At 65.5% G+C, this 26984-nt stretch carries 27 protein-coding genes and 1 riboswitch; of the genes, 11 read left to right on the forward strand and 16 right to left on the reverse strand.

What is annotated here, in order from left to right:
• The first annotated feature begins 353 nt into the window (after positions 1-353).
• Together BSF38_RS13975 and BSF38_RS13980 are read left to right on the forward strand one after the other, a co-directional pair.
• A complete protein-coding gene (locus BSF38_RS13975) occupies positions 354-782 on the forward strand; it encodes a DUF6157 family protein (RefSeq protein ID WP_076346542.1) in 429 nt (142 codons plus the stop codon).
• 26 nt (positions 783-808) lie between these two features.
• Positions 809-1312: a GNAT family N-acetyltransferase gene (locus tag BSF38_RS13980; protein ID WP_076350880.1), complete on the forward strand. Its 504-nt coding sequence runs from the start codon at positions 809-811 to the stop codon at positions 1310-1312.
• A 12-nt stretch (positions 1313-1324) separates the two neighbouring features.
• Here BSF38_RS13980 and BSF38_RS13985 read toward each other — a convergent pair whose 3' ends face one another.
• The 4 genes from BSF38_RS13985 to BSF38_RS14000 form a co-directional block, all read right to left on the reverse strand.
• Positions 1325-1972, reverse strand: a complete 648-nt coding sequence (locus BSF38_RS13985) for a DUF3179 domain-containing (seleno)protein (protein ID WP_076346544.1) — start codon at positions 1970-1972, stop codon at positions 1325-1327.
• A 101-nt stretch (positions 1973-2073) separates the two neighbouring features.
• A complete protein-coding gene (locus tag BSF38_RS13990; RefSeq protein ID WP_076346546.1) occupies positions 2074-3138 on the reverse strand; it encodes a DUF1559 domain-containing protein in 1065 nt (354 codons plus the stop codon).
• A gap of 103 nt (positions 3139-3241) precedes the next feature.
• On the reverse strand, positions 3242-3451 hold the full coding sequence (locus tag BSF38_RS13995) for a hypothetical protein (protein WP_076346548.1): 210 nt from the start codon (positions 3449-3451) through the stop codon (positions 3242-3244).
• Positions 3452-4194: 743 nt separating this feature from the next.
• Complete coding sequence (locus BSF38_RS14000) at positions 4195-5748, reverse strand: glycerophosphodiester phosphodiesterase (protein ID WP_076346550.1); 1554 nt, start codon at positions 5746-5748, stop codon at positions 4195-4197.
• Between the two features lie 322 nt (positions 5749-6070).
• On the opposite strand from BSF38_RS14000, the gene BSF38_RS32055 reads away from it, so the two are divergent.
• Positions 6071-6235 carry a hypothetical protein gene (locus BSF38_RS32055; protein WP_237170878.1) on the forward strand — a complete coding sequence of 55 codons (165 nt, stop codon included), beginning with the start codon at positions 6071-6073 and terminating at the stop codon, positions 6233-6235.
• Between the two features lie 158 nt (positions 6236-6393).
• Positions 6394-7503: a DUF1559 family PulG-like putative transporter gene (locus tag BSF38_RS14010; protein WP_076350882.1), complete on the forward strand. Its 1110-nt coding sequence runs from the start codon at positions 6394-6396 to the stop codon at positions 7501-7503.
• Between the two features lie 109 nt (positions 7504-7612).
• Here BSF38_RS14010 and ilvA read toward each other — a convergent pair whose 3' ends face one another.
• The 5 genes from ilvA to BSF38_RS14035 all read right to left on the reverse strand — a co-directional run bounded on the left by ilvA (position 7613) and on the right by BSF38_RS14035 (position 13948).
• Entirely contained in the window at positions 7613-9196 is a 1584-nt protein-coding gene (gene ilvA, locus BSF38_RS14015; RefSeq protein ID WP_076346554.1) for a threonine ammonia-lyase, biosynthetic, read from the reverse strand.
• Positions 9197-9288: 92 nt separating this feature from the next.
• Positions 9289-9969, reverse strand: coding sequence for a hypothetical protein (locus BSF38_RS14020; protein WP_076346556.1), 681 nt, complete (start codon positions 9967-9969; stop codon positions 9289-9291).
• Between the two features lie 184 nt (positions 9970-10153).
• Entirely contained in the window at positions 10154-11080 is a 927-nt protein-coding gene (locus BSF38_RS14025) for an ABC transporter ATP-binding protein (protein ID WP_076346558.1), read from the reverse strand.
• Between the two features lie 55 nt (positions 11081-11135).
• On the reverse strand, positions 11136-13484 hold the full coding sequence (locus BSF38_RS14030) for a hypothetical protein (RefSeq protein ID WP_099091979.1): 2349 nt from the start codon (positions 13482-13484) through the stop codon (positions 11136-11138).
• Between the two features lie 140 nt (positions 13485-13624).
• On the reverse strand, positions 13625-13948 hold the full coding sequence (locus tag BSF38_RS14035) for a MazG nucleotide pyrophosphohydrolase domain-containing protein (RefSeq protein ID WP_076346560.1): 324 nt from the start codon (positions 13946-13948) through the stop codon (positions 13625-13627).
• 215 nt (positions 13949-14163) lie between these two features.
• Between BSF38_RS14035 and BSF38_RS14040 the strand changes: the two genes are divergently transcribed.
• Positions 14164-15510 carry a DUF1501 domain-containing protein gene (locus BSF38_RS14040; protein ID WP_076346562.1) on the forward strand — a complete coding sequence of 449 codons (1347 nt, stop codon included), beginning with the start codon at positions 14164-14166 and terminating at the stop codon, positions 15508-15510.
• Positions 15511-15550: 40 nt separating this feature from the next.
• Here the strand turns inward: BSF38_RS14040 and BSF38_RS14045 are convergent, their stop codons facing one another.
• Positions 15551-15883: a hypothetical protein gene (locus tag BSF38_RS14045; RefSeq protein WP_145952119.1), complete on the reverse strand. Its 333-nt coding sequence runs from the start codon at positions 15881-15883 to the stop codon at positions 15551-15553.
• 154 nt (positions 15884-16037) lie between these two features.
• Positions 16038-16241, forward strand: a riboswitch (cobalamin riboswitch).
• Between the two features lie 115 nt (positions 16242-16356).
• On the opposite strand from BSF38_RS14045, the gene BSF38_RS14050 reads away from it, so the two are divergent.
• From BSF38_RS14050 to BSF38_RS14070, 5 genes are all read left to right on the forward strand, one after another.
• Positions 16357-17208, forward strand: coding sequence for a DUF1559 domain-containing protein (locus tag BSF38_RS14050; protein ID WP_076350886.1), 852 nt, complete (start codon positions 16357-16359; stop codon positions 17206-17208).
• A 68-nt stretch (positions 17209-17276) separates the two neighbouring features.
• Positions 17277-18086: a DUF4465 domain-containing protein gene (locus tag BSF38_RS14055; RefSeq protein ID WP_145952120.1), complete on the forward strand. Its 810-nt coding sequence runs from the start codon at positions 17277-17279 to the stop codon at positions 18084-18086.
• Positions 18087-18287: 201 nt separating this feature from the next.
• Positions 18288-19907 carry a TolC family protein gene (locus BSF38_RS14060; protein ID WP_076346568.1) on the forward strand — a complete coding sequence of 540 codons (1620 nt, stop codon included), beginning with the start codon at positions 18288-18290 and terminating at the stop codon, positions 19905-19907.
• Positions 19908-19971: 64 nt separating this feature from the next.
• Positions 19972-20601, forward strand: a complete 630-nt coding sequence (locus BSF38_RS14065; protein ID WP_076346570.1) for a hypothetical protein — start codon at positions 19972-19974, stop codon at positions 20599-20601.
• 75 nt (positions 20602-20676) lie between these two features.
• Complete coding sequence (locus tag BSF38_RS14070) at positions 20677-21318, forward strand: hypothetical protein (protein WP_076346572.1); 642 nt, start codon at positions 20677-20679, stop codon at positions 21316-21318.
• Positions 21319-21328: 10 nt separating this feature from the next.
• On the opposite strand, the gene dps is transcribed toward BSF38_RS14070, so the two are convergent.
• From dps to BSF38_RS14090, 4 genes are all read right to left on the reverse strand, one after another.
• Entirely contained in the window at positions 21329-21811 is a 483-nt protein-coding gene (gene dps / locus BSF38_RS14075; RefSeq protein ID WP_076346574.1) for a DNA starvation/stationary phase protection protein Dps, read from the reverse strand.
• A gap of 55 nt (positions 21812-21866) precedes the next feature.
• Positions 21867-22313 (reverse strand): DoxX family protein, encoded by a 447-nt coding sequence (locus BSF38_RS14080; RefSeq protein ID WP_076346576.1) that lies wholly within the window; start codon positions 22311-22313, stop codon positions 21867-21869.
• A 74-nt stretch (positions 22314-22387) separates the two neighbouring features.
• Positions 22388-23086, reverse strand: coding sequence for a pirin family protein (locus BSF38_RS14085; protein WP_076350888.1), 699 nt, complete (start codon positions 23084-23086; stop codon positions 22388-22390).
• Positions 23087-23130: 44 nt separating this feature from the next.
• Positions 23131-23613: a MarR family winged helix-turn-helix transcriptional regulator gene (locus BSF38_RS14090; RefSeq protein ID WP_076350890.1), complete on the reverse strand. Its 483-nt coding sequence runs from the start codon at positions 23611-23613 to the stop codon at positions 23131-23133.
• 484 nt (positions 23614-24097) lie between these two features.
• Between BSF38_RS14090 and BSF38_RS30725 the strand changes: the two genes are divergently transcribed.
• On the forward strand, positions 24098-24385 hold the full coding sequence (locus BSF38_RS30725) for a DUF5658 family protein (protein ID WP_145952121.1): 288 nt from the start codon (positions 24098-24100) through the stop codon (positions 24383-24385).
• A 161-nt stretch (positions 24386-24546) separates the two neighbouring features.
• On the opposite strand, the gene BSF38_RS14100 is transcribed toward BSF38_RS30725, so the two are convergent.
• Together BSF38_RS14100 and BSF38_RS14105 are read right to left on the reverse strand one after the other, a co-directional pair.
• The gene (locus BSF38_RS14100; RefSeq protein ID WP_076346580.1) at positions 24547-25602 is read right to left on the reverse strand and encodes a DUF1559 family PulG-like putative transporter; all 1056 of its coding nucleotides are present in this window, start codon (positions 25600-25602) and stop codon (positions 24547-24549) included.
• Between the two features lies 1 nt (position 25603).
• On the reverse strand, positions 25604-26404 hold the full coding sequence (locus BSF38_RS14105) for a hypothetical protein (protein ID WP_145952122.1): 801 nt from the start codon (positions 26402-26404) through the stop codon (positions 25604-25606).
• Positions 26405-26984: the final 580 nt, after the last annotated feature.

Genomic DNA, 26984 nt, shown 5'->3' on the forward strand with positions numbered 1-26984 from the left:
ACACTCCGATCCACCGCGTCGGCGTCTGGCCCCCCGACGGTTTCGGCCGGTGCATCCGCCTCGACGACGACCGGTCGGGGACATGGCTTTGTTCGCGCGTTTTTTCACACGCGACGCGTCGCGGCGTCCAACGTGCGGCTTGTCAAAGACCCGAGAAGACGCGAGCGTCTGCCAACTTCTAATGTACTACGGCTCGCCATCCTGGAAGGCTACCAAGCCGGATCTGCGGAATCTTCTTGATCTAACGGTTGCACACGGCAGCCTTGGTCGAGATTGCCGGTCGGCGCCCGATGTGGGATGATCCCGTCGCGAACCGAGTTGGATTCCGCGACGACTCCAGGGAGGACGCAGGGATGAAGCCGATCACCAACACCTTCGTCGTGATCGCGCCGGACTCTCCGGCCTCGGCCGGGACTGCGCCGACGACGAAGGAGGGGGCGAGTCCGACGATCGCCGTCATCCAACATGAGTTGTTGACGGCCGCCCCTTACACGCTGACGCTCGAAGATCTGATCTTCGCGACGCACGTCCGCCGCTCGGGCCTGTCGGCGAACGAGGCTAAGGCGCGGGCCGGCGAGATTCGCGACGCGTTGTTCGCCAAGCCTCACCCGTGCATGCGGGCCTCGCCGCTTCCCAAGAAGCACGGCTGGGGCGTCCACCACGACGCCGAAGGACGGATCGCGATCTACGGCGTCGAAACGGCCGCCTATCAGCGGTTCGCCGACGGATCGATCGAGGGAATCTCCGTCGTCGCGGCGATGCGGACCAAGAGGGTCGGTTGAAGTTGAATTCGATGCGGAACTCGACAATGACGATCATCCGACCCGAGCGGCCCGAGGATTTCGAGGCGATCGACACCGTCCATACCGCCGGTTTTCCGACGATCGCCGAGGCGCGACTGGTGAGGGTTCTGCGCGAGGCGGGGCGGCTCACGGCGTCGCTGGTCGCCGAGGTCGAGGGCCAGGTCGTCGGGCACGTCGCCTTCAGCCCGGTCTCGACCGCAACCGAGGCGATCGGCGCGGGCCTGGCACCGGTCGCGGTCCTGCCGAGCCACCAGCGCCCGGGAATCGCCGCCCAGCTCATCGAGGCGGGCCTGTCCGCGAGCCGGTCGGCCGGGGTCGGCTGGGCCGTCGTCCTGGGCGAGCCCGCGTATTACGCCCGCTTCGGCTTCCGCCCGGCCCGCGGTTTCGGTCTGTCCGACGCGTACGGCGGCGGCGACGCGTTCCAGGCCCTTGAGCTGATCCCAGGCTCGCTCCCCGAGGGTGCCGGCCTGGCGCGCTACGCCCCGGAATTCGCATCGCTGGAGGTCTGAGACGCGGTCGGGTCAGCGGTCGGGCGTCTTCGGAGCGTCGTGGACGAATACGTCGGTCTCGGGATGACGCGACTTCCACTCGCCCCAGGTTGTTCGGGTCAGCGGGAACGAGGCGTAGGGGAAGGGCGGGGCGGCCTTGTCGCGGACCGGGTCGGCGATCTCGGCCGTTTTCTGGTAGTAGACGACGTTGCCGACGCTCAGAAGCATCCCGCCGGCGTCGAGGCCCGCCAGGGCGACGTTGAGCGGGCTTGATTGCTCGACGCCGCCGTACGCGCGGGCGCAATCGGCGATGTCGCAGTAGGTGACCGTGACGGCCTTGCCGCCGAGTACGTCATTGAGGACGTGGCGCGTCTTGCCGCTCATGGAGCGCTCATGGTAAGCGCGAAACTTGCCCGCGGCCCCGATGCCGATAACCGGCTCGTCGTCGGCAAGGGTCGCCTCGGCGGTCGAGATCGTCGCAGGCGTCCCCAACCCCTCGAACTGGAAAATGTGCCGAACGGGCTCCTTCGGGCTGAACCGCTCGGTCTTGCGCGACCAGGCGTCGAGGCTCGACCGCTCGGCCCAGTAGATCGCGGGGACGACCAGGGCCGCGACCAGGGCGAGCCCGACGAGAGGCCCCCAAAGTCTTGCGAATCCCGGCGAGAGCTTGAAGGAGCGCATCGGGTCTCTCCGGGTTGGGTGAGGCGGAAACGGAAAAGTGCGGCCGGGTCAGCGACCCGACCGCACCGGTTTCAAGACGTCCGTGAGGACGGCCCGTCGACTCAGTAGCCGTCGGACGAGAGGACTTCGCCGTTCGCCTTGGTGCCGAGGGCCCACCAGGTCGGGTAGGCGATCGAGTCCTTGACGAACCGAACGCTGCCGTCGGCCAGGGCGACGTTGACGCCGCCGGGATGGCTGCTGGTGGCGTTCGTGTAGTGGTCGTGCATCGCGTTGACGCAGCAATCCATCCGGCAGGCGCCCCACTGGATCTGGCCGCCGCCGTTGGGGGGGATCACCGTGTTGAACATGGTGGAGCCGAGGATGCCCCAGCCCCAGTGATTGCCACGGCCGCCGGTCTTTCCGCCAGGGGCGATGAACCAGGCCGTGCACTGAGCGATGTCAGCCTGGATCTGCGTGAGCATTCCCGAGGCGTCCAGCCTGTTGCCGGCCTGCCCGCCGCCGCCGCCGGCGTTGCCGGTCGAATTGCCCCGCTTCGCGGAGAGGCCATCGTCGCCGACGAGCGCCTCGGCGAACGCGATCGTGTTCGACGTGCCGTCGGTGACGTCCGCGATGGTGTAGGACACGTGATACGTGAACAGCCCGGTGCTCTGTTCCCCGTAGATGATCGTGGTCGTCCCCATGCTTCCTTCGTAGCTGTTGATGTTCGACTTTCCGGCGTTGCCGTCGGAGGGGCAGAGCATGCTGTTGATCTTGGTGTTGTAGCCCGTCGAATTCATCTGCCCGCCCATTCCGCCTTGCTCGCAGGCCCAACTGAAGTTGATGGAATTGTAGACCGGCGCCTGCTCCATGTACGGAAGCATGAGCGCCTGGGCGCTCCAGGACGACCAACCGCCGCCGGCGGCGTCGTTATTGATGCTGATCGCGTCGCCGACCGCCTTGACGGGGGCCAGCGTCGCTCCCATCGGGAAGCTGCCGACGCCCTGATGGTAGTTGTGAAGCGCCAACCCGATCTGCTTCAGGTTGTTGACGCACTGGGCGCGACGGGCGGCCTCGCGGGCGGACTGGACGGCGGGGAGAAGCAGTGCGATCAGCACGGCGATGATGGCGATGACCACGAGCAGCTCGATGAGGGTGAAGCCCCGTCGACGCGAAGAGCCTTGCGTCATGAATCGACCTCGGAGAGAAGAAGAGGGAGGCGAAAATAAGCCGGATTAAACAGAGGGACCGCAGCGGCCGGCTGCGCCCGCCACGAGGTCCGTTCACGAGGGATCACTTCTTCGGCTTGGACTTGTTCAGGGGGTTCGTGGCGTAGAACTTCGTCATGTCGTCCTGCCGCTTCGCCGCGCCCGGGTCGACCTGCACTTCCGATCCCGTCGACTGATCCGGGCCGCCGCAGCCCACCATCGCGGCCGAGACGGCGAAGGTCATGAACCAGGCGGCCAGCCGCAAGGCCTGAACCCCGAATACACTTCGCTTCATCAACGCACTCTCCTTGCATCCGGCGGATGATCGCGTCCGGCGCGCGCGGGGGCGGACCGGACGATGCCGACATCGGATGACGATTCTAAATGACAGCTACGTGGAATGAGGAATTCCACGCGCACACGTGATAATCCCTGCTCGGGAGCAACCTCGCACGATCCGCTGAAAACAACTTGACTCTTTCATAGCGTCAAATCGCCGCCAAGGAAACCCGACTCTCCGAAGATATTAAGATTTTGAGGAAAAAATCTTCACCAAGCGTTTCGCGATGACGACGTCCAGGGATCTCCGCTCAATATTCGCCCCGCCCCCAAATCTGGCCGACCGCGACACAAAAAACCACGAACCGTTACCCAAAATGATATTACAACCACGACGACTCGATACCGAAGCATGGAGGTGATGCGTTGCGCAAAGATCTCAAACCATGCCGTCGCAACCCTTCTTCTCCCCCGGGGGAAGGGGGCCGGCACGGCCGGATGAGGGCGTGGCGTTGGAACCGAACCGATTTGTAGCCGGCCTCTGCGAGGCCGGTCCCACGCGGATGCGGATGCCGATGTGGAGTGCGGCGGCTCGCCGCCGCGCTTGGCACGCGGCCCGTGCGGGAGAAGCTCCCGCACTCCAAAATCGGAGGCCGATCCGGCTCCTCGGCCCGCGTCCCGGGATCACAGAAATATCGCGCCGGACGCGATTGCCGTCGGATTCGGCCCGGATGCGATCGGATCACAGACCGCGTCAAGTCAAGGGCGGGCCGGGGCCGAGCGCTCGATCAACGCGAGGGCCCGGAGCACCAGCACGGGGTGGTTCGTCTGGATCACGTCGAGTCCATCCCGGACCGCGCGCTGGTAGTGCTCGACCGTCTCGTGCGAGCCCAGGGCGTCGCTGAAGACCTTGATCCCCAGGGCGTGGCAGCGGTCGATCAGGGGCTTGGAGAGGATCGCCCAGTTCGCGTCGACCGCGTAGGGCCGGACCCGGTCGGCCAGCGCGTCGAGTTCGGACGGATCGCGGAGAGGGGGCATCCGGCGTAGGGTCGGCGCGATCGTCTTGAGCCGCTCCAGGTACGCGGCCCCCTGGTAGACCACCGCGCGGTCGGTCAGCCCGTGCCGCTCGAGCGCCTCGGCGAGGGCCTCGGGGGGGATGTCCTTGGCATCGACGTAAAGCCCAACGCCCAGAGGGGCGACGGCGTCGAGGAAGGCGTCGAGGGTCGGGACCTTCAGCCCGGAGAACGGGCGGCCGAACCACGAGCCGGCGTCGAGCGTGGCGACCTCGCCGGACGTTCGATCGCGGACCGGGCCCCGGCCCGTGGTGGTCCGATCGAGCGAGCTGTCGTGGATCAGCACGAAGGCCCCGTCGCGGGTGGTCCGGATGTCGAACTCGACGAAATCGGCGCCCAGCGCGACGGACTTCCTCAGCGCCTCCAGGGTATTCTCGGGGACGTAGTGCGAGGCCCCGCGGTGGTGCGCCACCTTGGCCCCACCGGGCCGGATCGCCTTCAACGCCTGGCGCGCCAGGACCTCCTCGGCGCGGTCGGTCTGGAGCCAGTCGACCCCGGCGGCGGCCACGCGGTCCCAGACCTCGGGTCGGTCGTCCCCGCCGACCGCCTTGGCCTGAACCTTGATCCCCCTGCGGTGGAACTCGCGGCAGACGTCGGAGGTCACGTTCTCGGCGTCGATCTCGACCGCGTGCGGGCGGACTTCCCCGACCCAGGCGTCGATCCCGAACCGAGGCTGCCACTTCGCCATCAGAGCCACCGCCTCGCCGGCCTCGGCGCGGACGGCCTGGAGCGCCGCGGGTTCGCCGTACACGACCACCTGGCGTTCCATCTTCGCCGCGAGCACCTCGCGGGCGAGACGGTCGGGGTCCACGTCCTTGCAGTCGAGATAGAGGTTGACCCGGCCGCGAGCGAGGTTTAGCGCTTCGGTCAGCGTCAGGACGCGCTGGCCGGCGAATCGGCGGGCGAACGGAGAGCCGGCGTCGGCCGCGCGGACTTCCGCCAACGTGCTCTCGCGGACCCGCCCGGTCGCGTCGGTCTTATGATCAAGTACGTCGTCGTGGAAGAGGACGTGATGACCGTCGCTGGTCAGTCGGACGTCGACCTCGACCCATTCAACCGTGTCCGCGATCGACGCCTCCAGGGCGGGCGCCGTGTTCTCGGGCGCCAGCCCCATCGCGCCCCGGCGCGCCATGACCTGGAGAGAACGAGGCGGCTGCACCGGCTCGAAAAACGGGAATCCCCCGGCCGAGGGTGCCTGTCCGGTCGCGGCGAGAAGAAGTAGGCAAGCGAGAGAGCTCATGGTGTTCCTTAATTCCTTAGTGGTTCCATCAACCGGCGTCGATTTCCAGGCCGCGACTCCCTGGAGTGGACTCCTAGCGAGCGCGCACGGGTCCACACCTTAGACCACGCGGCGCTTCCCGGTCCATCCTGTTCGGAGCCATATTCCGCGACATGAGGAGTCTTCATTCGGTTGAAACCAAATCTTCAAGAAATACCCTGTTGCTTCTTCACGACGCGTCCGATTAGAGTCCTCGCGTGGCCGATCGAGTCGGCGTTCTTGGCGAGTACAACTCAGCTTGAGGATCGTAATGGCGTTTCGAAAGAGGATCGGGAGCGGGCTCTTGCTGACGGTGCTCGCGGTGTCGGGCGGATGCGGAGTTCAGGACTCGGATCAGCCCGCCGTCGGATCGATCTCGATCAAGGCGAGCAGGGACGACGACGCTCCGAGCCTCGCCCCGCGCAAGATCAAGGGCAAGACGACGACGTCTTCAGTCGACGGCAAGTGAAGGGCTGCGGCCCGCCTGAGCATCATCACAGTCTCCCCGGCGTTCGCCGCGGGGAAAAGCCGCCGGGCTTGTACAGCGCACTCATTAAAAGGACCACTCCAATTCGTTCTCAAGCATTTGCGCATTCGTCGTCCCACCACGTCGGGTCGGACGTCTGTATTCTTCCCGGCGTTCCGTCAGCCGGCGTCGGTCGAAATCGACCTCGCGGCTTCACGCTGATCGAGTTGCTGGTGGTCATCGCGATCATCGCCGTGCTGATCGCCTTGCTGCTCCCGGCCGTGCAGTCGGCTCGCGAGGCGGCCCGGCGAATTCAGTGCACGAACAACCTCAAGCAACTCGGCCTTGCCCTGGCGAATTACGAGAGCGGCAACGCGGCTTATCCCTTCGCCTCGATCTATCAGTTCCGCGCGATGGGGTTCCCCAGCACGGACCAGGGAACCAGCTGCTTCACGGCTCTCCTGATGTATTTCGAGCAAGCCCCGCTCGCCAACTCCTATAACTACAGCGTGAACTACCGCTGCGACCCGAATGCGACGGTGTCCGGCGCCGGACTCAGCGCCCTGTGGTGTCCCAGCGACGCCGAGGTCGTCGGCGCGGTCTACGTCGAGGGGCCCAGCTCGAGGCACAACCTGCCCTGGCCGGTGTACTTCACCAGCTATGCGGGCAGCTACGGCCAGTGGGCCGGCCGGATCAACGGCTCTCCGGGGACGACCGTGGCGACGGTCGTGGCCAACCTCCAGCAGCACAACGGGGCGATCATCGCCAGCGGCTACCACCCCGTGACCAACCCCGGCGCCAGCCGTGGGTCGGTCACGATCGCTTCGGTCACCGACGGCACCAGCAACTCCATCGCCTTCGGCGAGCACGCCCACAGCCTCTTGAACAAAACGGACGGCTCGTTCTATAGCTGGAACTGGTGGGTCTCGGGCAACTACGGCGACACCGCGTTCACCGAGTTCTACCCGATCAACATCCAGAAGAAGGCCAAGAACTATCCCAAAGGCGCGACGGAGGCCGGCGGCTTCATCAGCGCCGCGAGCAGCTTCCACCCCGGTGGAGCCAACTTCGCCTTCTGCGACGGCTCGGTACGGTTCCTGAAAGACTCCATCTCGACCTGGACTCTCGACGACAACGGCTCACCCCTCGGTGCGACGCAACAAGCCAGCGGCCTCTGGAGCGTGACCGACACGACCCTCTACAGACCGGGCGTCTACCAGGCGCTGGGCTCGATCAACGGGGGCGAGGTCATCAGCGCCGACGCGTACTGATCCGAATCGATCGGTGACGACGACGGGTCGGGATCGGTCGTCTGACCGCTCCCGACCCGGGCTCGGAGGATTGACCGAACGAACGCTCAAGACACGGCCAACGGCAATCCTACCGCAGGAACAGGCGATAGACAGGGTTGTCCGTCTCGTCGATGCAAGGGTAGCCGAGGCCGTCGATGAAGTCCTGGAAGTCGGCCAGCTCGGCGGCGGGGATCTGGACGCCGACGAGGATGCGGCCGTAGTCGGCGCCCTGGTTTCGGTAGTGGAACAGGCTGATGTTCCAGTTCGGGTGCATGCTGGACAGGAACCGCATCAGCGCGCCGGGGCGTTCGGGGAACTCGAACCGGTAGAGCCGCTCGTCGTGGGCGAGGCCGCTGCGGCCGCCGACCATGTGGCGGACGTGTTCCTTCGACAGCTCGTCGTCGGTCAGGTCGACGGCGGCGAAACCGTGCTCGGTGAATCGCTCAGCGATCGCGGCCGACTCGCGGCGGTCGGCGACGGCCAGGCCGACGAAGACGTGGGCGAACTGGGCGTCGGAGATCCGGTAGTTGAACTCGGTGACGCTTCGCTGGCCGACGACCTCGCAAAACCGCCTGAAACTACCGCGCTGCTCGGGGATCGTGACGGCGAACAGCGCCTCGCGCTCCTCGCCGACCTCGGCCCGCTCGGCGACGAGCCGGAGGCGGTCGAAGTTGACGTTCGCGCCGGAGGTGATCGCGATCAGCGAGCCCCCTTCGGGCCCGATCTGGGCCACGTACTGCTTGATCGCCGCGACGGCCAGCGCCCCGGCCGGTTCGAGGATGTTCCGGGTGTCCTCGAACACGTCCTTGATCGCCGCGCAGACGGCGTCGGCGTCGACGAGCACGAAATCGTCGACGAGAGCCCGGGTCAGGCGAAACGTCTCCTCGCCGACGAGCTTGACCGCCGTGCCGTCGGAGAACAGGCCGACGTCGCCGAGCGTGACCCGCTCGCCGGCGCGGACCGATTGGACCATGGCGTCGGAGTCGGTCGTCTGGACGCCGATCACCTTGATGTCGGGCCGCACGGCCTTGATGTAGGCGGCGACGCCCGAGATCAACCCGCCGCCGCCGATCGGCACGAACACCGCGTGGATCGGCCGCTGGTGCTGGCGGAGGATCTCCATGCCGACCGTCCCCTGGCCGGCGATCACGTCGGGGTCGTCGAACGGATGGACGAACGTCAAGCCTTGCGCATCGCGCAACTCGACGGCGCGCGCGTAGGCGTCGGAATAGCTGTCGCCGTGGAGGACGACGTCCCCGCCGAGCGACTTCACGGCGTCGATCTTCAACGTCGGAGTCGTCACCGGCATGACGATCGTCGCCCGGCAGCCCAGCCGATCGGCGCTCAGGGCCACCCCCTGCGCATGATTGCCCGCCGATGCGCAGATCACGCCGCGAGCGAGTTGCTCGGGCGAAAGCCCGGCCATCTTGTTGTACGCGCCTCGCAGCTTGAAGCTGAACACCGGCTGCTCGTCTTCGCGCTTCAGCCAGACCGCCGCGCCCAGGCGTTTCGAGAGCTTTTCCGCCGGCTCCAGCGGCGATTCGATCGCCACGTCGTACACCCGCGCCGTCAGGATCTTCTGGAGGTAGTCCATCAGACCGAGCGGAGCGTCGGAGGCGTCATCGCTGGACTCCGTGAAGACGTCTTTCTTGAAACGGCCAGGGCCAAGCATGTTCGTGTCTCGTGAGACCGCCGGGCGACGCCGACGGTCGTCGAATCGATGCGGCGGGGGCACCTGCCACTCATCCGCCGACCGCGATTCTATCACGTCCCGCCGGAATTCGGGGGGACGTCGGAGAACTTCTTGTCGACCCGGTCCATGAGCTGACGAAACACTTCCGGATTGTAGCCGACGGTGAAGCTGAGCAGCGACGACAATCCCACCAGGCGAATGTACTTTTCCAGGGTCAGATTCGTGAACGCCTGGTCCGACAGAATGATCGACCCGGATTGGATGATCAAGAAGATGAAGAACCCGCGCGTCACCGCGGCGACGTAGGCGTTGCGGCGGTCGGCGACGCCGTCGACCGCTTCGGGCTTGCCGCCGGTGACGCGAAACCCCAGCGCGCCCAAAAACGCCGACGCGCAACACATGAGCGCGGTGTTGGTCACGGTGTGGCAGGTGGAGATGACGAACAGGCTGCCCACGATCGCCCAGACGCCCGAGACGTTGTGATGCTGGATCGCGTCGATGTAATCCTGAGCAGCTACCGAGAGCCCCGCCGCCAGCAGGAGCAGCCAGAGCCCGAGCGCGGCGACGCTCGCGCCGATCTCCCACGAATCAAGTCGGAGCAGCCGTGTCGAAGCGACGACCTGGGGCAGGTCGGCGAGGTCCTGGAGAATCGCGACGGCCGCCGGCTCCGCGACGACGGGAAGCGGCGAGGCCCGACCGTTCGTCTCGCGCGCAAGGCTCGTGTCGTCGATCGACGTGCTGGATTCCGCCATCAGCCTACCCCTCAAGTTCGGGAGCCGGTATCGGGACGCCGGAACCCCCAGCGGCTCCCTCGGCGAGAACCAATCCAGTCTTATCGAAACACGACCCCTTTTGACATACGTGCGCCGACGCCTCCCGCTTACGGGTTCGACCGGCCGGGAGTCGGAATTCTATTCATCGGCCCGTCGGGCTCAATCAGCTCGTGATGCCCTTGGTCAGGTGCATAAAGGCGGTTTCAAGGTTGATCTCGTCTTCCTTGAAGAGGGTCAGCTCGAAGCCCTGTTCGAGGAGGCGGTTGGCGAGGAAGCCGTATTTGACGACGCCCTCGTTGAGCTTGACGATGAGGACGCCGTTCTTGTCCTCGACGGTCTCGACTTCGGGCTGGGCTTCGAGGAAGTTGGCGGCGTCGATCAGGCGGTCTTCGACGTTGATGTTCAGGACGATGTCGGTGCGGACCTGCTTCATGACCTCGGTCACCTCGCCGTTGACCAGCAGGCAGCCTTGCTCGATGATCCCGATCTTGTTGCAGATGTCGGCCAGCTCGGGAAGGATGTGGCTGGAGACGAGGATCGTCTTGCCCATCGCCCGAAGCTCCTTGAGCAGCCCCCGCATCTCGATCCGGGCGCGGGGGTCGAGGCCCGAGGCGGGCTCGTCCAGGAGCAAGACCTGGGGGTCGTGAAGAAGCGTCCGGGCCAGGCCCAGGCGCTGGGTCATGCCGCGCGAGAGGCTCGTGACCAGGGCGTCGCGCTTGTAGGTCAGGTCGACGAGTTCAAGCACCTCCTCGCAGATCTTCCGCCGCGCGGGCCCCTTGATCCGGTAGGCGGAGGCGAAGAATTCGAGGTACTCGACGACCTTCATGTCGTCGTACACGCCGAAGAAGTCGGGCATGTAGCCGATCACCCGGCGGATCTCCTTCGACCCGGTGTAGATCGAGTAGCCGCAGACCGTGGCCTCGCCCCAGCTCGGGTTGAGCAGGGTGGCGAGGATGCGCATCGTGGTGGTCTTGCCCGCGCCGTTGGGACCGATGAAGCCGTAGACGTCGCCCTGGTTGAGTGTCAGGTTCAGGCGGTTCAGCGCGTAGAGCTCGCCGTACATCTTGGTCAGGTCGTGGGTCTCGATCATCGCGGTGCGCCTTGTCGATTTGGGTGCTCGGGCGAGGCTCTTTTGTACGGGACGGTCAGCGGGCGGCGACGCTCGCGCCTTTCTTGGGGTGCTTGAGCGGCAGGATGATCCGCAGCACGGTGGTCTGATCGACCTTGGGCTCGCTGGGGGCGTTTTCGAGGGCGAGCCGCGCGGCGGGCCGCTTGATCCGCGCCACGAGCATCGGCCGCTGGAGGGCGAGCTGACCGGTGAGGTCGAGGTCGTGGAGCGTCGAGTTGCCGAGCGCCCGCTCGTTGGTGCGGCTCCCCTCGCTGTCGTGGAACATCACCGCGAGCATCAGGTCGGCGCGGTCGAGCTTGAGGTCGCGGTCTCGTCCCTGTTCCGGGAGGTAGTTCTTCTCGTTCTCCCTGAGCAGACCGGAGAGGTTGCGGTCGTCGGTGAGCTGGACGTTGATCGTCTGGCCGGGTGCGATGTCGCCGATCGTATACACCTGCTTGCCGAACGCGAGGACGGCGCCTTCGAGCGGGTAGCCCAGGCGGTTGACGACGGTGCCCGCGAGCCGGTCGGCGCCGTACGGCTGGAGGTCGGACTCGACGAGCGGGCCGGACGAGCCGAACCACCGCGCGGTGACCGTCTTGGTGCTCCAGATCGGAATCCGGACGTTCTTCAACCGCTCAGCCGAGTTGACCGGCTCGTACGAGTAACCGCCGCCGCCGAAGGAGAACCGACGGTTCGCGCCGCCCATCGCGCCGAACTGGTTCTCGGGGATGCTGAACCAGCTCGTCACCACCTCGGTCCCCGGCTCGGGCCGCGGCGGCTCCGCACCCGGACCGACGAGCACCGCGGGAGCGACGGACTCGGCGGCGTCGAGCGGGGCGGGCAAAAAGCCGATGCCGTAGTCGCGGTTCTGGGGGCTGAAGAGAGTCGCCCACGACCGGCCCCGGGTCATCCCGGAGACCTGGTCGACGTCAACGACGTCGATCTTGTTGACCAGCAGGTCGTCCCCCTTGAGCCGATACGCCGCGTAGTACGCCAGCAGGCTGACGACCACGACGATGGCCGGGAACGTGATCCAGGTCAGCTCCATCCGCTTGACCACCCGCTTCAAGAACAGGTAGTCGCCCGGCCCGATCGCCAGGACGTAAAGGAAGATCAAGAACGCCACCCAGCCGAACGGGATCAGCTTGACCCGGGGGAACTGCTCGAGCGCCACGCGGAGCTGGCTCGCCAGATCGGTGACGCCGCTGGCGTAGAAGCGGCCTCCACCCGGCATCGCCGGACTGGCGGCGTGGTCGGCGCGGCTTCGCTTGAGGTCGAGCGCGCGGATCCAGAACAGACCGCGGTCGGGCCAGTCGGAGAAGATCTTCTGGTCGACGTCGACGCCGACCAGCGTGACCCGACCGAACCCATGCGCGCCGCGAACGACCACCGGCAGGTTGGCGACGCTGCTGAGCGCCTTACCTCCCCGTTCGTCCAGTTGTTCGAGCTTCGTGATCATTTGGCGAGGGGTTTGGGGGGGCGTGATCGACTTGCTCGAACCCGCGAACGTGTCGAGGGCTTCGAGCGACTGGACCCGCTCTTGACCGGCCGGAACGGCGGGCAGGGCGGCCCCCAGAACGCTGTCGCGAACAGCCTGCCAGTTGGCCCCGACGCTGATCACCAGATGCCCGCCGCGCTTGATCCACTCGACGAGCGCCTGGCCGCGAAGGCCGTCGATCATGTCGAGCGTGGCGCGGTCGGACGTGTCGAGCACCACCGCCTGGGCCCCGTCGAAGCCGTACCAGCGGCCAGGGACCCGATCGCCGTCGATGTCGAGCCGGGTGACGACGATCTCGGCGTCGCCGCTGTTGGCGATCGTCGAGCCCGCTTGCTGGAAGCCGGCGGCGGTCGGGATCTGGTCGATCCCCTGCGGCTGGCCGGCGATCACGATCAACGACTCGTAGGGCATGACCGATTTCGGCGGCATGGGCATCGTCCGCCCTTGCTCGCGCTCGCCCAGCCACCGCCCGCTCTCGTCGAAGAAGCGGAGCGTCACGTCGGTGTCGCGTCCGCCGGGCCGGATATAGCCGGAGAACCGCCGGGTTTCTCCCGCCGGTAGGTCGACGGCCTGCCGGAACGCGGTCGGGATGCCGTCGTCGTCGCTCGCGATCACGTCCATGAAGCCCGTGAACCGGTCGGCGCCCCCCTTGAGCTGGACCCAGACGGGCGTCCACGCGCCGATCTTGAACACGTTGTCGGCCCCGAACCCGACCCGCAGGTTCTCGATCTCGACCGGCATCGCCGCGCGGGCGGCGGTCGGGACGATCGCGGCGGCGGCGAGCGCGGCCAGGGCGATCAGGAACGGGACGGTGCGGACGATCCGCGACGGCCGCCGCCGGCTGGGGCGCGGACCGTGAGATTGCGACGTCGAGAGGTGGTCTATCATGTTGGCGCCGGCAAGTGGGGCACGTCGATTCAAGTAGATATTGCGGATCGAGCGCTTGCTACGACGTCGGTCCGGGCTTTGTTCGGTTCGGGTCGGGTCAGGTCGGGTCGAATCGATCCGAGCGGACGCATCATCCGGGCTCAGGGCTTTTCGGCCGGGTCGCAGGTGCAAGGGGACTTCCCGCAGCCGGGGCAGCCGAGCCCGTACTTGCGGTTCACGGCGTCTTCCAGGTCAATCCCCCGGATGTTGGCGAGCGTCGCCAGCCACGCCAGGACGTCGGCCATTTCGAGGGCCAGCTCCTCCTGGGAGCCGGAGCGGAGGGCCGTCGCCAGCTCGCCGAACTCCTCGGTCAGCCACAAAAACGTCGCCGCGTCACCGCGCGCGGCGTCCTTGGCCCCGTACATGGCCTCGATCGTTCGTTGCAGCGCGCGGAGCGTCACGCCCCCCTCGTTCGGCTCACCCATGACGCGATCTTACCCGATCGCCGCCGGTGCATGCGAGGGGGAATCAGCGCGGGGCGGACGAGCCGACCCCGCCAACTTGTTAAACATCCTGGGTTGGCGATAGGATGGGCGCGTTGAATCTGGCTCCGCGGAACTTCGACGACCTGACTCGGACCGATCCGGTGGGCTTGCGCCCGCTTGATCGCTAGGAACGGCACGAAAGCGAGGGCGCGGTCATGTCCGATCTCCCATGCCCGGGGACTTTGCCGAGGCGGGCCTTCTTGCGGGCCTCGCTGACGGGCCTATCGGCCCTGGGGATCTCGGACCTGATGCGGCTGCAAGGACAGGGGGCCGCAGCTTCGGGTGGCGGGCCGTCGATGATCGTCGTGTGGCTCTGGGGAGGCCCGAGCCACATGGAGACGTTCGACCTCAAGCCCGACGCGCCCGAGCAATACCGTGGACTCTTCAAGCCGATCCCGACCAATGTGCCCGGCATGCAGATCTGCGAGAAGCTCCCCAAGCTCGCCCGGTCGGCCGACAAATTCGCCCTGATCCGGTCCGTCGCGCATGACAGTCCGGGGCACGTCAACAGCACCCACACGGTGCTGACCGGCTACCCGGGCGAGGTCGTCGAGACGCCCCCATTCGCCCCGAAGTACCCGTTCGTCTTCAACGCGGCGCAGAAGATCCTTCCCGAGCGTCGCCCCGGGATGCCACAGTGGGTCGCCCTTCCCGAGATGCGATACGAGGGGGGAGGGGGGCTCGGGAGGTCGCACGGGCCGTTCCGGGTCTCCGCCGATCCGAACGCGCCGGAGTTCCGCGTCCCCGAGCTGGTGCTCGACGCGGCTCGACGCGACCGGCTCGGCGGTCGGGGCCGGCTGCTCTCGGCCTTCGACGAGGCGCGCCGAGGGATGGACCGCCCGGGTTCGACCGAGGCGTTCGACGCCTATCAGCGGCAAGCCCTCACCGTCTTGACGACCCCGGCCGCCCATGAGGCGTTCGACGTGGGCCGCGAAGATCCGAAGTTGCGCGACCGCTACGGCCGCAACGTCATCGGCCAGCGCTGTCTGCTGGCGCGCCGGCTGGTCGAGGCGGGCGTCCGGCTGGTCACGGTCGACTTCCCGTGCGTCCCCGGTCAGAAAGCGTTCTCGTGGGACGATCACGCGAGCGTCTGGAACATCTTCGAACAGATGGAGATCCGTCTCCCCGTGCTCGACACGGCCGTCTCCGCGCTGATCGAGGACGTTCACGCCCGAGGCATGGACCGGGACACGCTCATCGTCGTGATGGGAGAGATGGGACGCACGCCCAAACTCTCCAACCACAACGGACAACCGGGCCGCGAGCACTGGGGAGCCGCCATGACCGTGTTGATGTCCGGCGGCGGCATGCCCATGGGCCAGGTCATCGGCTCGACCACCCCCAAGGGCGAGGAACCCAAGGACCGCCGGTTCACCCCCAACGACGTCCTCGCCACCTGGTACCGCTACCTCGGCATCGACCCGTCTCGAACCTTCGACGACATGACCGGCCGTCCCGTCGCCCTGCTGTCCCAGGGCGAACCGATCCGAGAGCTGTTTTGAAGTTCCTCAATCGCCATGCCCTGAGGCCGGCGCTCGCCGGTCAGTCGTCGGCGCCCTGAGCGGCGAAGGCCGGCGCGGACGCGGAAACGGACATGGCCGGCTCGAAGCCCGAGACGCGCATCGCGCCGGCTTCCGGAGCCTCGGCGGGTGCGAGCAGCGCGAGTTCGGCCTCGAAGCGAAACGCGCGACGCTGGTCGCCACACTCGATCAAGAAGATCGTGGGCTGGCGCTTCTCAACGATCTTGTGAATCACGATGCCTTCGGAAGCCCGCCCGGTGGTCAACTGAAAGCTGACCAGATCGCCTACCGCAAACGGCCGTTTCATAACATCACCCTCCTGGTGAAAACGACGTCGGCGTGAAGCCGAGATCAATCCCTTGACGGTCCATCTTACCAGGCGGGCCGATCTTGTCAGGAGCAACCTGAAAAATCCCTCAAGTTTCAGCCGCGATGCGCCGGGGACCATTTCAGGTCGCGACGTTTGCGACGTTTTCCAGACACTTGACGATCGCCCGGGGGAGTTGGTCTAATCGATCGTCTCGACAGGTGTCCCGGAACCGTTCTTGGTTCCACAAGGGAAGAATAGGGAAGACGGTGAGAATCCGTCGCGGGGCCGCCGCTGTAATCGGTCAGATCCTCGGACAACTCAGCCACTGCCGCAAGGCGGGAAGGCGGTCCGAAGGTCGTCACGAGCCGTAAGCCAGAAGACCTGCCCGTCGAGCTTGACTCTTGGATGCTTCGGCCACGAGCATCCGGGTGGGCGCGCCGACGGACTTTCCGCGACGCGCCGCGCACCCGAAAGGCCGAAGCGAACCCGTCCGCCGGTCACCGGCAGGATTCTTCGCCTTGAAGGCCTTCGACGCCCCCCCTCTGCATCGACATCGCGGCTTCACGCTCATCGAGCTGCTCGTGGTCATCGCGATCATCGCGGTCTTGATCGCCTTGCTGCTCCCCGCCGTCCAGGCCGCCCGCGAAGCCGCCCGGCGGATGCAGTGCACAAGCAACCTGAAGCAGCTCGGGATCGCGCTCCACGGCTACCACGACGTCCATTCGACGTTCGCGGCCGGCGGCTGGATCACCCTGCCGACGCAGCCCAAAACGGTCAACATGAACATGGGATGGTCGGCCGCCGTCCTCCCCTGGGTCGAACAGACGTCGCTGTACAACAGCCTGAACATCAGCCAGCGCTACAACGTCGCCGCCAACTCGACGGCCGGATACACCGCGCTTTCGATCTACCTCTGCCCCTCCGAGCCGAGGGCCTCGCTCTGGGGCATGTACCCCGGCGACCCGTACCAATCGGCCGACGCCGACTACGGCGGCATGTACGGCGAGCGCGGGCTGAGCAGCCCGACTTCGAACAACAACCCGCCCGGCGGCGCGATGATCTTCAACCAGAACGTCTCGATCGCTCAGATCACCGACGGCACTTCGAACACCATCCAGGTCGGCGAAGACCCCGAGGCGATCAACGCCTTCTGGATCAGCGGCCACAACCTGTTCGACCAGTCAGCCCCGATCAACGCTCGCCCGAAGTACGAGTTCGGCGAGGAACTGACCAGCCAGCATCCGGGAGGCGTGAACGTCCTCCTGGGCGACGGCTCGGTGCGGTTCCTCAAGCAGACGATGGACCCCCGCGCGCTCGCCGCGCTCTGCACCCGCAACGGCGGCGAGGTCCTCGACGCCTCCTCTTATTGATGATCTCTCGATCTCGACGGATCGACGATCCCCACCCTTTTCGTTTCCTCAACGGAGTTTCCCCCACGATGCGATTCGCGAACGTCCCGGCCCTCGCCCTGATCCTGGCGACGGCCTCCGCCGCCGCCCACGCCGACGTCGTCACCACCACGACCTTCGAGTCCGTCTCGATCCCGGCCGCGGGTTATGTGAGCAACGCCCCTCCCGGCTTCACCATCGACGGCAATTTCTTCAACAACAGCTACAATGCGACGTGGGGCACCTGGTCGGGCTGGGCGATCTCCAATCAGACAGCCCCGACCCCGGCCGAGATCGCCTCGAAGCCGAACTACGCCTTTCAGTACAGCGCCAGCCCCGGCAAGGGCGCCGACGGCTCCTCGAACTACGCCGTGGCGTTCGGCGGCTCGTACATCAATGTCTCGCCCGGCCAGTCGGTGTACTCGATGGACGTCACGAACACGACCTACGACTACCTGTCCATGAGCAAGGGCGACCAGTTCTCCAAGAAGTTCGGCGCGGGGGATTTCTTCACCCTCAGCATCGTCGGCCACGACGAACTGAACGGCGCGGGCGCGACGACCGGACAGATCGACTTCCAGCTCGCCGACTTCCTGGGATCGAACCATTACATCGTGAACACATGGGACACGGTCGATCTCACAAGCCTGGGCTCGGCCCGAAGCCTGACCTTCAGCCTCAGCTCGTCCGACAACGGCGTCTGGGGCATGAACACGCCGGCCTATTTCGCCCTCGACAACTTCCGCACGTTCGTCGCGTCCGCCGCCGTCCCCGAACCCGCCAGCCTGGCGATGGCGGCCGTCGGCTTCGCCGCCGTCGCGGTCCTGGCTCGGCGCGGCCGGAAGCGAACGGCTGGCTGAATGAAGAAGCTCGGCCGCCTGGAGACATTGCGCAGAATCGGCGGCCGACGAATCTTGGGAAGATCTCATTAAACAGGAGAAAGCGAGAGAACCGATACCATAAACCAAGGAAGTCAAGGCTCCGGGCGGGTTCCGTCCGGGGTGTTCTCGGCTCGCGACCCGTTGCTGGCGGGCGAGCCCGATCGAGGAGATCGTGCAAGGATGAGCCAGCGCATCGGCATTGAAAACACGTGGCGTGGACGTATCGGACCGGCGTTCCTGATCGGGGCGGTGGTCGTGGCGACGTCGGCGACGGCGGTCCGGGCGCAGGGGCCGCAGGTCGACGTCGACAATCCGCCGGGGGTCTCCATCGGCAGGAGCCGGCTGGGCCCCGCGCTGGGCGCGGCGGGCACGTCGGCGATCCAGGACAGCTCGGGCCTCGGCGACGCGCCGATCGGGGGCCGGGCGGGACCGTCGGTCAGTCGGGCGCCGATGAGCGGGGTCAATCCCCAGAGGCGCAGGGCGCCGGGCGAGGGGGCCCCCAACTTCAAGGTCCCCTCGTTGCCCGAGGCAACGATTCCAGCCTACGGCGAGCTTGACCTCCCCGAAGGGGGCGTCCACGTCGGTGCCAAGGACGGGTACACGCTCGACGACACGATCAATATCTTGATCCAGCAGAACCTCGGCCTGCTGGCCATGAAGTTCGAGATCCCGATGGCCGACGCCGACATCCTGACGGCGAGCCTGCGAGCCAACCCGATCTTCTACGCCGACACCCAGCTCGTCCCCTACGGCCGCTACACCCGCGAGCGGCCCGGCGGCCAGACCCAGTACGACGTCAACATCACGCATCCCCTCGACGTCAACGGCAAGCGGAAGGCCCGCACGGCCACCGCCCAGGTCGCCAAGCGCGCGATCGAGGCCCAGTTCCAGGACGCGGTCCGGCAGCAGATCGACAACCTCTACACGGTCTTCATCGACGTCGCGGCGGCCGAGCTGACGCGCGAGTTCAGCCTCAAGTACCTTGAAGGGATCACCCGACTGCTCCGCGTCAACGAAGACCTCCTCGAAAAGAAGCAAATCCCCGAGGACCCCGTCTTCGCGCTCCGGGCCCAGCTTGAACAGGCTCAGCTTCAGGTTCGCGAGACCACGCAGGCCGTCAACCGGACGACCCGGCGGCTGTCGCAACTGCTGAACATCCCCCGCGAGCAGGCGACCGCGATCCGGATTCGCGACAACCTCCGCGACGATCGCGAGCTGCCGTCCACCGAGGATCAGCTCATCGCCACGGCGATGGACTCGCGGTCCGACCTGATCGCCACGCGTCTGGGCCTGGAGCGGGCCAAGTCTGACGTCTCGCTCGCTAAGCGCGAGCGGCTGTCCGACCTGTACCTGCTCTATCAGCCCTACACTCTGCAAGACAATCGACCGTTCGGCCTCAAGAGCCCGACCTCGTGGGCCCTGGGCCTCACCGCGCCGTTGCCGATCTACAACCGCAACCAGGGCAACATCGCCCGGGCCAAGATCAACGTCAACCAGACCGAGGTCGAACTCGCGCTGCTTGAGAGGCAGGTCCAGGACGAGGTGTCCGACGCGGTCCACGAGTTCGAGTTGAGCCGCGAAGCCATGCTCGAATCCGAGCGGGAGATCCTGCCGGCCTCGCGCCGGGTCCGCGACGCCGCGTATCGGCGGTGGCAGGGGGGCGAGACCAACGTGCTGGCCTACCTCGACGCCCAGCGCGACTTCAACGAGCGGGTCCGCGACTACCGCGACGCGATCGTTCGTCACCGTCGGGCCGTCCTCGACCTCAACACGGCCGTCGGCGTGCGGCTCCTGCCGTAGGAAGCCCGCCGATCGAACCGCGTTGCCATGACCTCGGACATCGAACAAGGGAGCGAGATCGCCGATGAACCGCCGGACGCGTTCTTCAGCCCGCAACAAAGCTCGTTTCGCCCCGGTCTTCGAAGGGCTCGAAGGCCGCCTGGTCCTGTCGTCGTCGGCCCTGTCGATCCCCGGCGGCGGACTCGCGGCGAGCGCGACCGGCGACGTGTCGTCGTTCCCGCTCCGCTTCCGGCCGTTCAACGCCAAGTACCAGGGCTTCTACACCATCGGCCCGGCGCAGTCGCCGGGGTTCGCGACGCAGCTTTACATGTACGGCGGCGGCACGTCGTCGTCGTTCCTGCACGGCGACATCCAGCTCGCCTACTACGTCCCGGTCGACGCCTCCCAGCCGGCGGTCGGCATGGCGAACATGATGGTCAAGAACATCTCGAGCACCGGTGACGATCTCGGCGCCGACTTCCAGGCCGTGCCGGGCGCCGTCGACAAGGCGGGGCGGCCCAACCAGTTCACCTGGACCGTGAACTCCAACGTCGGCGGCACGTACGCCGGGGCCGAAGGCTCGGGGACGCTGCAACTGATCTATTACCCAGGCCGCAAGATCCCCCGAGGCGCGACCGCCGCCGGCCGGATCGGCGTCGTCTTCCGCGGTTCGCTCGGAACGACCAACATCAACAACATCACGCGCAATAGCTGAACCGGACCGGCGGCCTGATCGATCAAAACGTCATCCCACGACTTCGGAAATCGACCAAACGGAGCGAGATCGCCGATGAACCGCCGGACGCGTCCTTCAGCCCGCGACAAAGCTCGTTTCGCCCCGGTCTTCGAAGGGCTCGAAGGCCGCGTGGTCCTGTCGTCGTCGAGCCTGTTGATCTCCGGCGCCCTGCGGCCCTCGGCCGCGCGGGCGAACGCGGCCGGCGACGTCGCGTCGTTCCCGCTCCGCTTCCGGCCGTTCACCGCCATGTTCCAGGGGAATTACACCGTCGGCCCGGCGCGGTCGCCGGGGTTCGCGACGCAGCTTTACATGGCTGGCGGCGGCACGTCGTCGTCGTTCCTGCACGGCGACATCCAGCTCGCCTACTACGTCCCGGCCGACGCCTCCCAGCCGGCGGTCGGCATGGCGAACATGATCGTCAAGAACATCTCCGACACCGGCAACCAGCTCGGTGCCGACTTCCAGGCCGTGCCGGGCGCCCTCGACAGGGCGGGGCGGCCCAACCAGTTCACCTGGACCGTGAACTCCAACTCCGGCGGCACGTTCAGCGGGTCCGAAGGCTCGGGGACGCTGCAACTGATCTACTACCCCAGCCGCAAGCTTCCCCAAGGCGCGACCGCCGCCGGCCGGATCGGCGTCGTCTTCCGCGGCTCGGTCGGCACGACCGACACCGGCGACATCACGCGCAACAGTTGAGCCGAGCCGCTCACCGCTTGGCTTCAAGATGAGCCTCGACGAACCACAATTGCTTGTCGACCTCGCGCGAGACCTGCGTGAACAGGTCGGCGGTATTGGCGTCGCCCGCCGAGTCGGCCTGGTCGATCGCCGCGCGAGCCTGCTTGCCGAACGCGGCGATCGCCTTCGACAGGGCGTCGACGTGGTCGCGGCCGTCGCTGATCGTCAGCGAATAAGCCGGCAGCGTCGTTCGCGACGAGACCGCCGCCAATGTCCCCTCGGCCACGCCGCCGAGCGCCGACGCGCGCTCGGCGATCACGTCGATGAAGCCCGTGACTTCCTCGGAGACCTTGTCGAACAGCTCGTGCAGGCTGATGAAGTGCGGTCCCCGGACGTTCCAGTGCGCCTGCTTGGCCTGCAACTGAAGATCGATCGCGTCGGCCAGCCGCTCGTTGAGCAGCTTGACGATCGCGGCGCGGGTGTCTTGCGGCAAGTCGTTTCGCGTCGGATGCATGTTCCGTCTCCTGATTCCAATCAAGTTGCGTGAATGATCCGTCGATCGGCCGGCCTCAGCCCAGTACGACCGACCCTTTCTCGGCAGTCGCCCGCCGACGCGCGTCGAGGCTCCAGGCCCCCGCGCCGTTGGCGATGATGAACAGCATGGCCCCCATCATCGAGAGGTTCTTCATGAATTGGATCGTCTGCTCTTGTTGCTCCTTGGGGTCGGCCAGCCGCCAGAAGTCGTGGAAATAATACGAGGCCAGGGCCAGAAAGACCAGCAGCAGGAACGCCCCGATCCGCGCCTTGTAGCCGACGATCACCGAAAGGCTGCCGGCGATCAGGAACGCGATCGCGCCGACGAGCAGGAATCCGGGCGCGGGCATACCCTTCGCCGCCATCACCTTGGTGACGCCCTCGAAATTCGGGATCTTGTTGCCCACGGCGGCCAGGAGAAAAATCGTCGAAATCGCGAACCGACCCACAACGCTGAGCACGCCTTGCACCACGGGAACCATGAATCACCTCCCAGGAAATGACGCGGCCGACGCGCGACGGTCCCACACAAGACCGCCGCCTTCAGAGTCTTCGATCAAGCGAGGTCGAACAACAGGATTTCCGAGGGCCCTTCGGCCTTGATCGACACCGACGACTCGTCGCTTATCGCAAGAGCGTCGCTGGTTTCAAGCGGTTCGCCGTTGACCACGACGGGGCCGCGGATCACCTGGACCCATGCGTGCCGGCCCTCGGCGATCGGACGTTCCAGCACCTGGCCGGTCCCCAGATCGGCGAGGAGAATCGAGACGTTTTGATGGATCACGAGCGACCCGTCGCGGCCGTCGGGCGAGACGACCACTTGCCACTTGCCCTGGCGGTCGGCCTCGTCGAACCCCTTCTGCTCGTAGCCCGGTTCGAGTCCTTCGCGATCGGGGAACACCCAGATCTGGTACAGGTGCACCGGCTCGTCGACCGACGGGTTCGCCTCGCTGTGCCGGATGCCGGTCCCAGCCGTCATCCGTTGCAGCTCGCCGGCTCGGAGGACCGAGGCGTTGCCCAGATCGTCGCGATGCTCGAGCGCTCCCGAGAGGACGTACGTGATGATCTCCATGTCGCGGTGCGGGTGTTTCTGAAAGCCCTTGGCCGGTCCCACGACGTCTTCGTTGATGACGCGTAGATGGCGAAATCCCATATAATCGGGATCGTGATAAACGCTGAACGAAAACGTGTGCGCCGTTTGAAGCCAGCCGTAGTCGGCGCCGCCGCGATCGGCGGCCTTGCGGACGTGAAGCATCGAAGCCTTCTCCAAAAGAGGACCAGGAAAACGCCGGGCGTCGTTCAGTCGGCCGGATCTTCGATCGGCTCGCGAATCGCGTCCAGCAGGCGGATCAGGGTCTTGAGGTCGGCCGGCCCCAGATGGGACAGCAGCCGACGATGCAGATCGTGGACCGGCTCGTCGAGCCGCTTCAGGAGGTCGGTCGCCCTGGGGGTGATCGCCACGAAGATCACCCGGCGGTCGCTGCAACATCGCTCGCGGCGGACCAGCTCCAGCTTCTCCAGGCGGTCGATCAGCCCCGTGATCCCGGGCGTCGCCGTGAGCATCCGCTCGGCGATTTCGAGGATCGGCGTCGGCTTGCCCTCGCCCCTCAGAATCCGCAGCACGTTGTACTGCGCCGAGGTCAGCCCATGCTCGCGGAACAACCGCGCGAACGGCGCCTGAACCCGATCGCTCGTCCGCAAGAGAGCCAGCAACGCCGCCTCCTCCCGCGTGCCGAACGGCTCGCGCTTGCCGATCCGTCGTTCCAGTTCCCCTGAAGCCATCAGCCGCTCTCCGCTCGCTCGCCGTTTCATTCACCTGAAGATAGTTTACGCGTCATCTATTTCGACGTCAAGTTTTCAGGCGTCGAATCCGCTGGACTCCGGCGAGCCTGCGCGTTGCAATCACTGACGGCGGGCATCGAGTCGGGGCATGGCCTGACGAGGGGACGACGTGGACGTGAGCGATTCGAGCACGAACTTCTTCTCATGCCCGCGGTGCGGGGCGAGGCTCACGGTTCCGGCCCATCAAGCGGGGAAGCGCGGACGCTGCCGGCATTGCGGTGCGATCCAGGTCATCCCCGAGTCGGCGTCCGGTTACGCACTCGTCGAGACGCCGACGCCGCCTCTCGCGGTCGCCGCTCCGCTCCCGATCGCCCCGGCGCCTCGGCCTCGGACTCGGCCTCGGCCGTCGATCTGGTCGACGCTATCACGAGGGGTCCACGCGTCGGCACGCGAGCGGAGCGCACTCGAAGGGGAAAGCCTCGCCTTGATCTTGCTGAGTCTGGCCGACCTGATGGTGACGTACCACTTGCTGAAGACGGGCCCGGCGTTCTACGAATCGAATCCGGTCGCGCAGTTCTTCTTCGCTCGCTGGAACATCGCCGGGATGGCGGTCTTCAAGTTCAGTGTGGTGGGCTTCGTCGTCGTCGCCGGCGAAGTCGTCGAGCGTCACCGCCCCGGCCTGGGCCGGTTCGTCGTCCTCCTCGGCTGCCTCGCCTCCGGCGCCGTGGTCTGCTACGGCCTCAGATTGGCGCTTAGAGAGATCGCCGGCTAGAGAATCGTCCCGCTCGCAAGACCAGGACGATTTCGACGCCAGGCGTCCGGGCGTCGTATTCACCGCACTCGCAGACGTGTGAAAATGCAGGGACTGACTGTCAGGCGATTAGAGGAGCACCGCCGAAGGCGCGAGCCTCGGCTCCGAGGCATGTCCTCGCCTCAAGGTTCAGAGGCTGCACCAGCATCCAAGATCTCGCCTCCCGATCGAGTTCCGAGCGCCCTCCATACCTGGAGCGATATGCCGTCTCTCACGGACCGAACGCTACCATCCAACATTGACGTATGGACGATTCCACCATGGCGGCTCGAGGGCCCGAAGACTCCGTCGTGTATGGCCCGCGAATGGATCGGCTCGATCGCGAGATCGAACGCGCACATGCCGCCTACCCAGTTCGGGGTCGCGCAATGATTGTAGTTGGAGAAGTGAAAGCCGGTAAGGAACCAACTCTCACCGCCTCGGGACTCAAACGACACCGCACCCGCGCCCCGGGCCGAGCACAGCGAGGCGGCGACGTCGCAGGTCATGTCCCTTCTGAGGGCCGTCTCGACGTCCAACAGTGCGTAGTCGCCCTTCGACCGTGTGATTCCCGCCACCCAATCGCCTTGAAGCAGTTCGGAAACGCCCGACGTGTTGGTCAAGCCGTCCTGGATATCGGAGGGACGATAGTCGAAATGGGTTGTGAACGCTCCACCCAACGACGCCGCGTCCCACGGCACCGGAGCTATCCGTTGCGTGACACCGATATTGAACCGGTAGTTGCAACGTCCATAACCCGCCACCGGCCGTGCACCATCTGAGGGACATATGAAAGCAGATACGTGAGTCGTCATGACCGTCTGATTGGCGGACAACCCGTCCGGGAAGTCCGGGAACAGCATGAAGTTCGCGGAATTATGCGCCGGCCCCAAGTCGAGCCACGGCATGACGCGACTGAGAGCGCTGAAACTGTGAACGGATGGCGCAGCGCCCTCTTTGAAGCCGAGACTCGACGTCTGAACGTTGACCGGTGGGAAATAGCCGCACTGGGCGACGTAGTTCTGGATCGACAGTGCGATCTGCTTCAGGTTGTTCGTGCACTGAACGCTTCTTGCCGCCTCCCTCGCGGCTTGGACGGCACGCAGCGAAAGCACGGTGAGCAGGGAGAGGATAGAGACCACGACGACGACTTCTAACAACGTGAACCCACGCCTGACGGGAGCCGACGAAATCGCCATGTCAGCGCCTCCTGAATACGAAGACGAGGGCTCCGAGTATCAGGCAGCATGCCGAACCAAGCATGACGGGGAAAGCCCAAGAAGCTGGCTCGAGCTCCCCTGGCATCACCGGAGGAGCACTTTCGTCAGGCGAAGGCTTGACGAGCATCGGCCTGACGTGGGACTTGAGCGAGGGAGACGCATTAAACTCAAATTCGCTGACTTGATTATATATTATCTGTTTGGTCAAATCCGGAATCTGGACGGGCGCCGAAAAATTGAGCTTGAATTCCTTCGCAGAAGGACGACGGTCGACGTCTTGAGAGATCACTCTCACGACCCGCGCACTTTTGCCGAGGGGGCTGAAAGCCACCTTCTTACGTGGCAGCCAGCATTGATCGCGAAGCCTCTCGAATTCATAATACCGAACAGTATTGACGACAGTCCCATTTGAATCCATGTCTTGCGATTCGAGTGGAAGGCCTCCACGCTCCATGTCGAGAATGTGGACTCGAAGTGGGCCTTTCTCTTTCAGAGACTGGAATACAACCTTCGACGTCTTGCGCCCAGCGAAGTCGAAATCGAGGTCCAACTCCTTCACCTTCGACTGTCCGTCGCGAACCAACGCAACGTCGGCAGTAAAGCGATTCCCCGTATGCTTCAACCCAATCGGCAGGATGAAATCAAACCGTTCCCGGAAGACAGAGCCTTCGAGATCCGGGAACAACTCGACGGAGTAGCCGACTTTGCGAGCTGCCAATTCAGTTGTCGACCGAATTGCCAGACAGGTCGACTTACCGTCAGTGAGCATTTGGGTCGACATGAATCCGACCGTAAATTGATTCGGACCGACCTGCGTAGTATGTCCAACATGTCATCGTCTTCATAAATCAATTCGAACAAATTGCTGTTATCATCAAATACATACCTCCCTTTCGCACTGACGGGATTCTGTATCTCGCCACGGGCTGCCGCTTCAATGTCACTTGCCACCCCCTGAACCACTTCAAATGTAAACGCTCCATACAAAACTCGAGACAAATTTTCGATTTGGCTGATTTCCACATATCTTAGTGTTTCATCATCCGCAGGTTGATTAACCGGGATGGGATCGAAGCACGCCAGCAGCATTATAAGACAAAACATCATGTCACCACCACACCATTAGTAATCTAGTAATCGATTTGCCTCAGTGAATTGTCTCAGAAAAAGGCTTGCCGGACGATGGCTGACTCGACGTCCTACTCGAACCAAACCACCGGAGTCGCATCCGTTCCTGGAAACCGGCGACTTGCCGGAGAGCCAACCACCTGAGCAGTGCAAACACCAGCTACAGCCGATCGGCAAATGATCCACAACGATCCGAGCCGACGTGGTCGTCGGCTCGAACACACGCCGGATGA

This window comes from Paludisphaera borealis (assembly GCF_001956985.1).
Taxonomy (GTDB): Bacteria; Planctomycetota; Planctomycetia; order Isosphaerales; family Isosphaeraceae; genus Paludisphaera; species Paludisphaera borealis.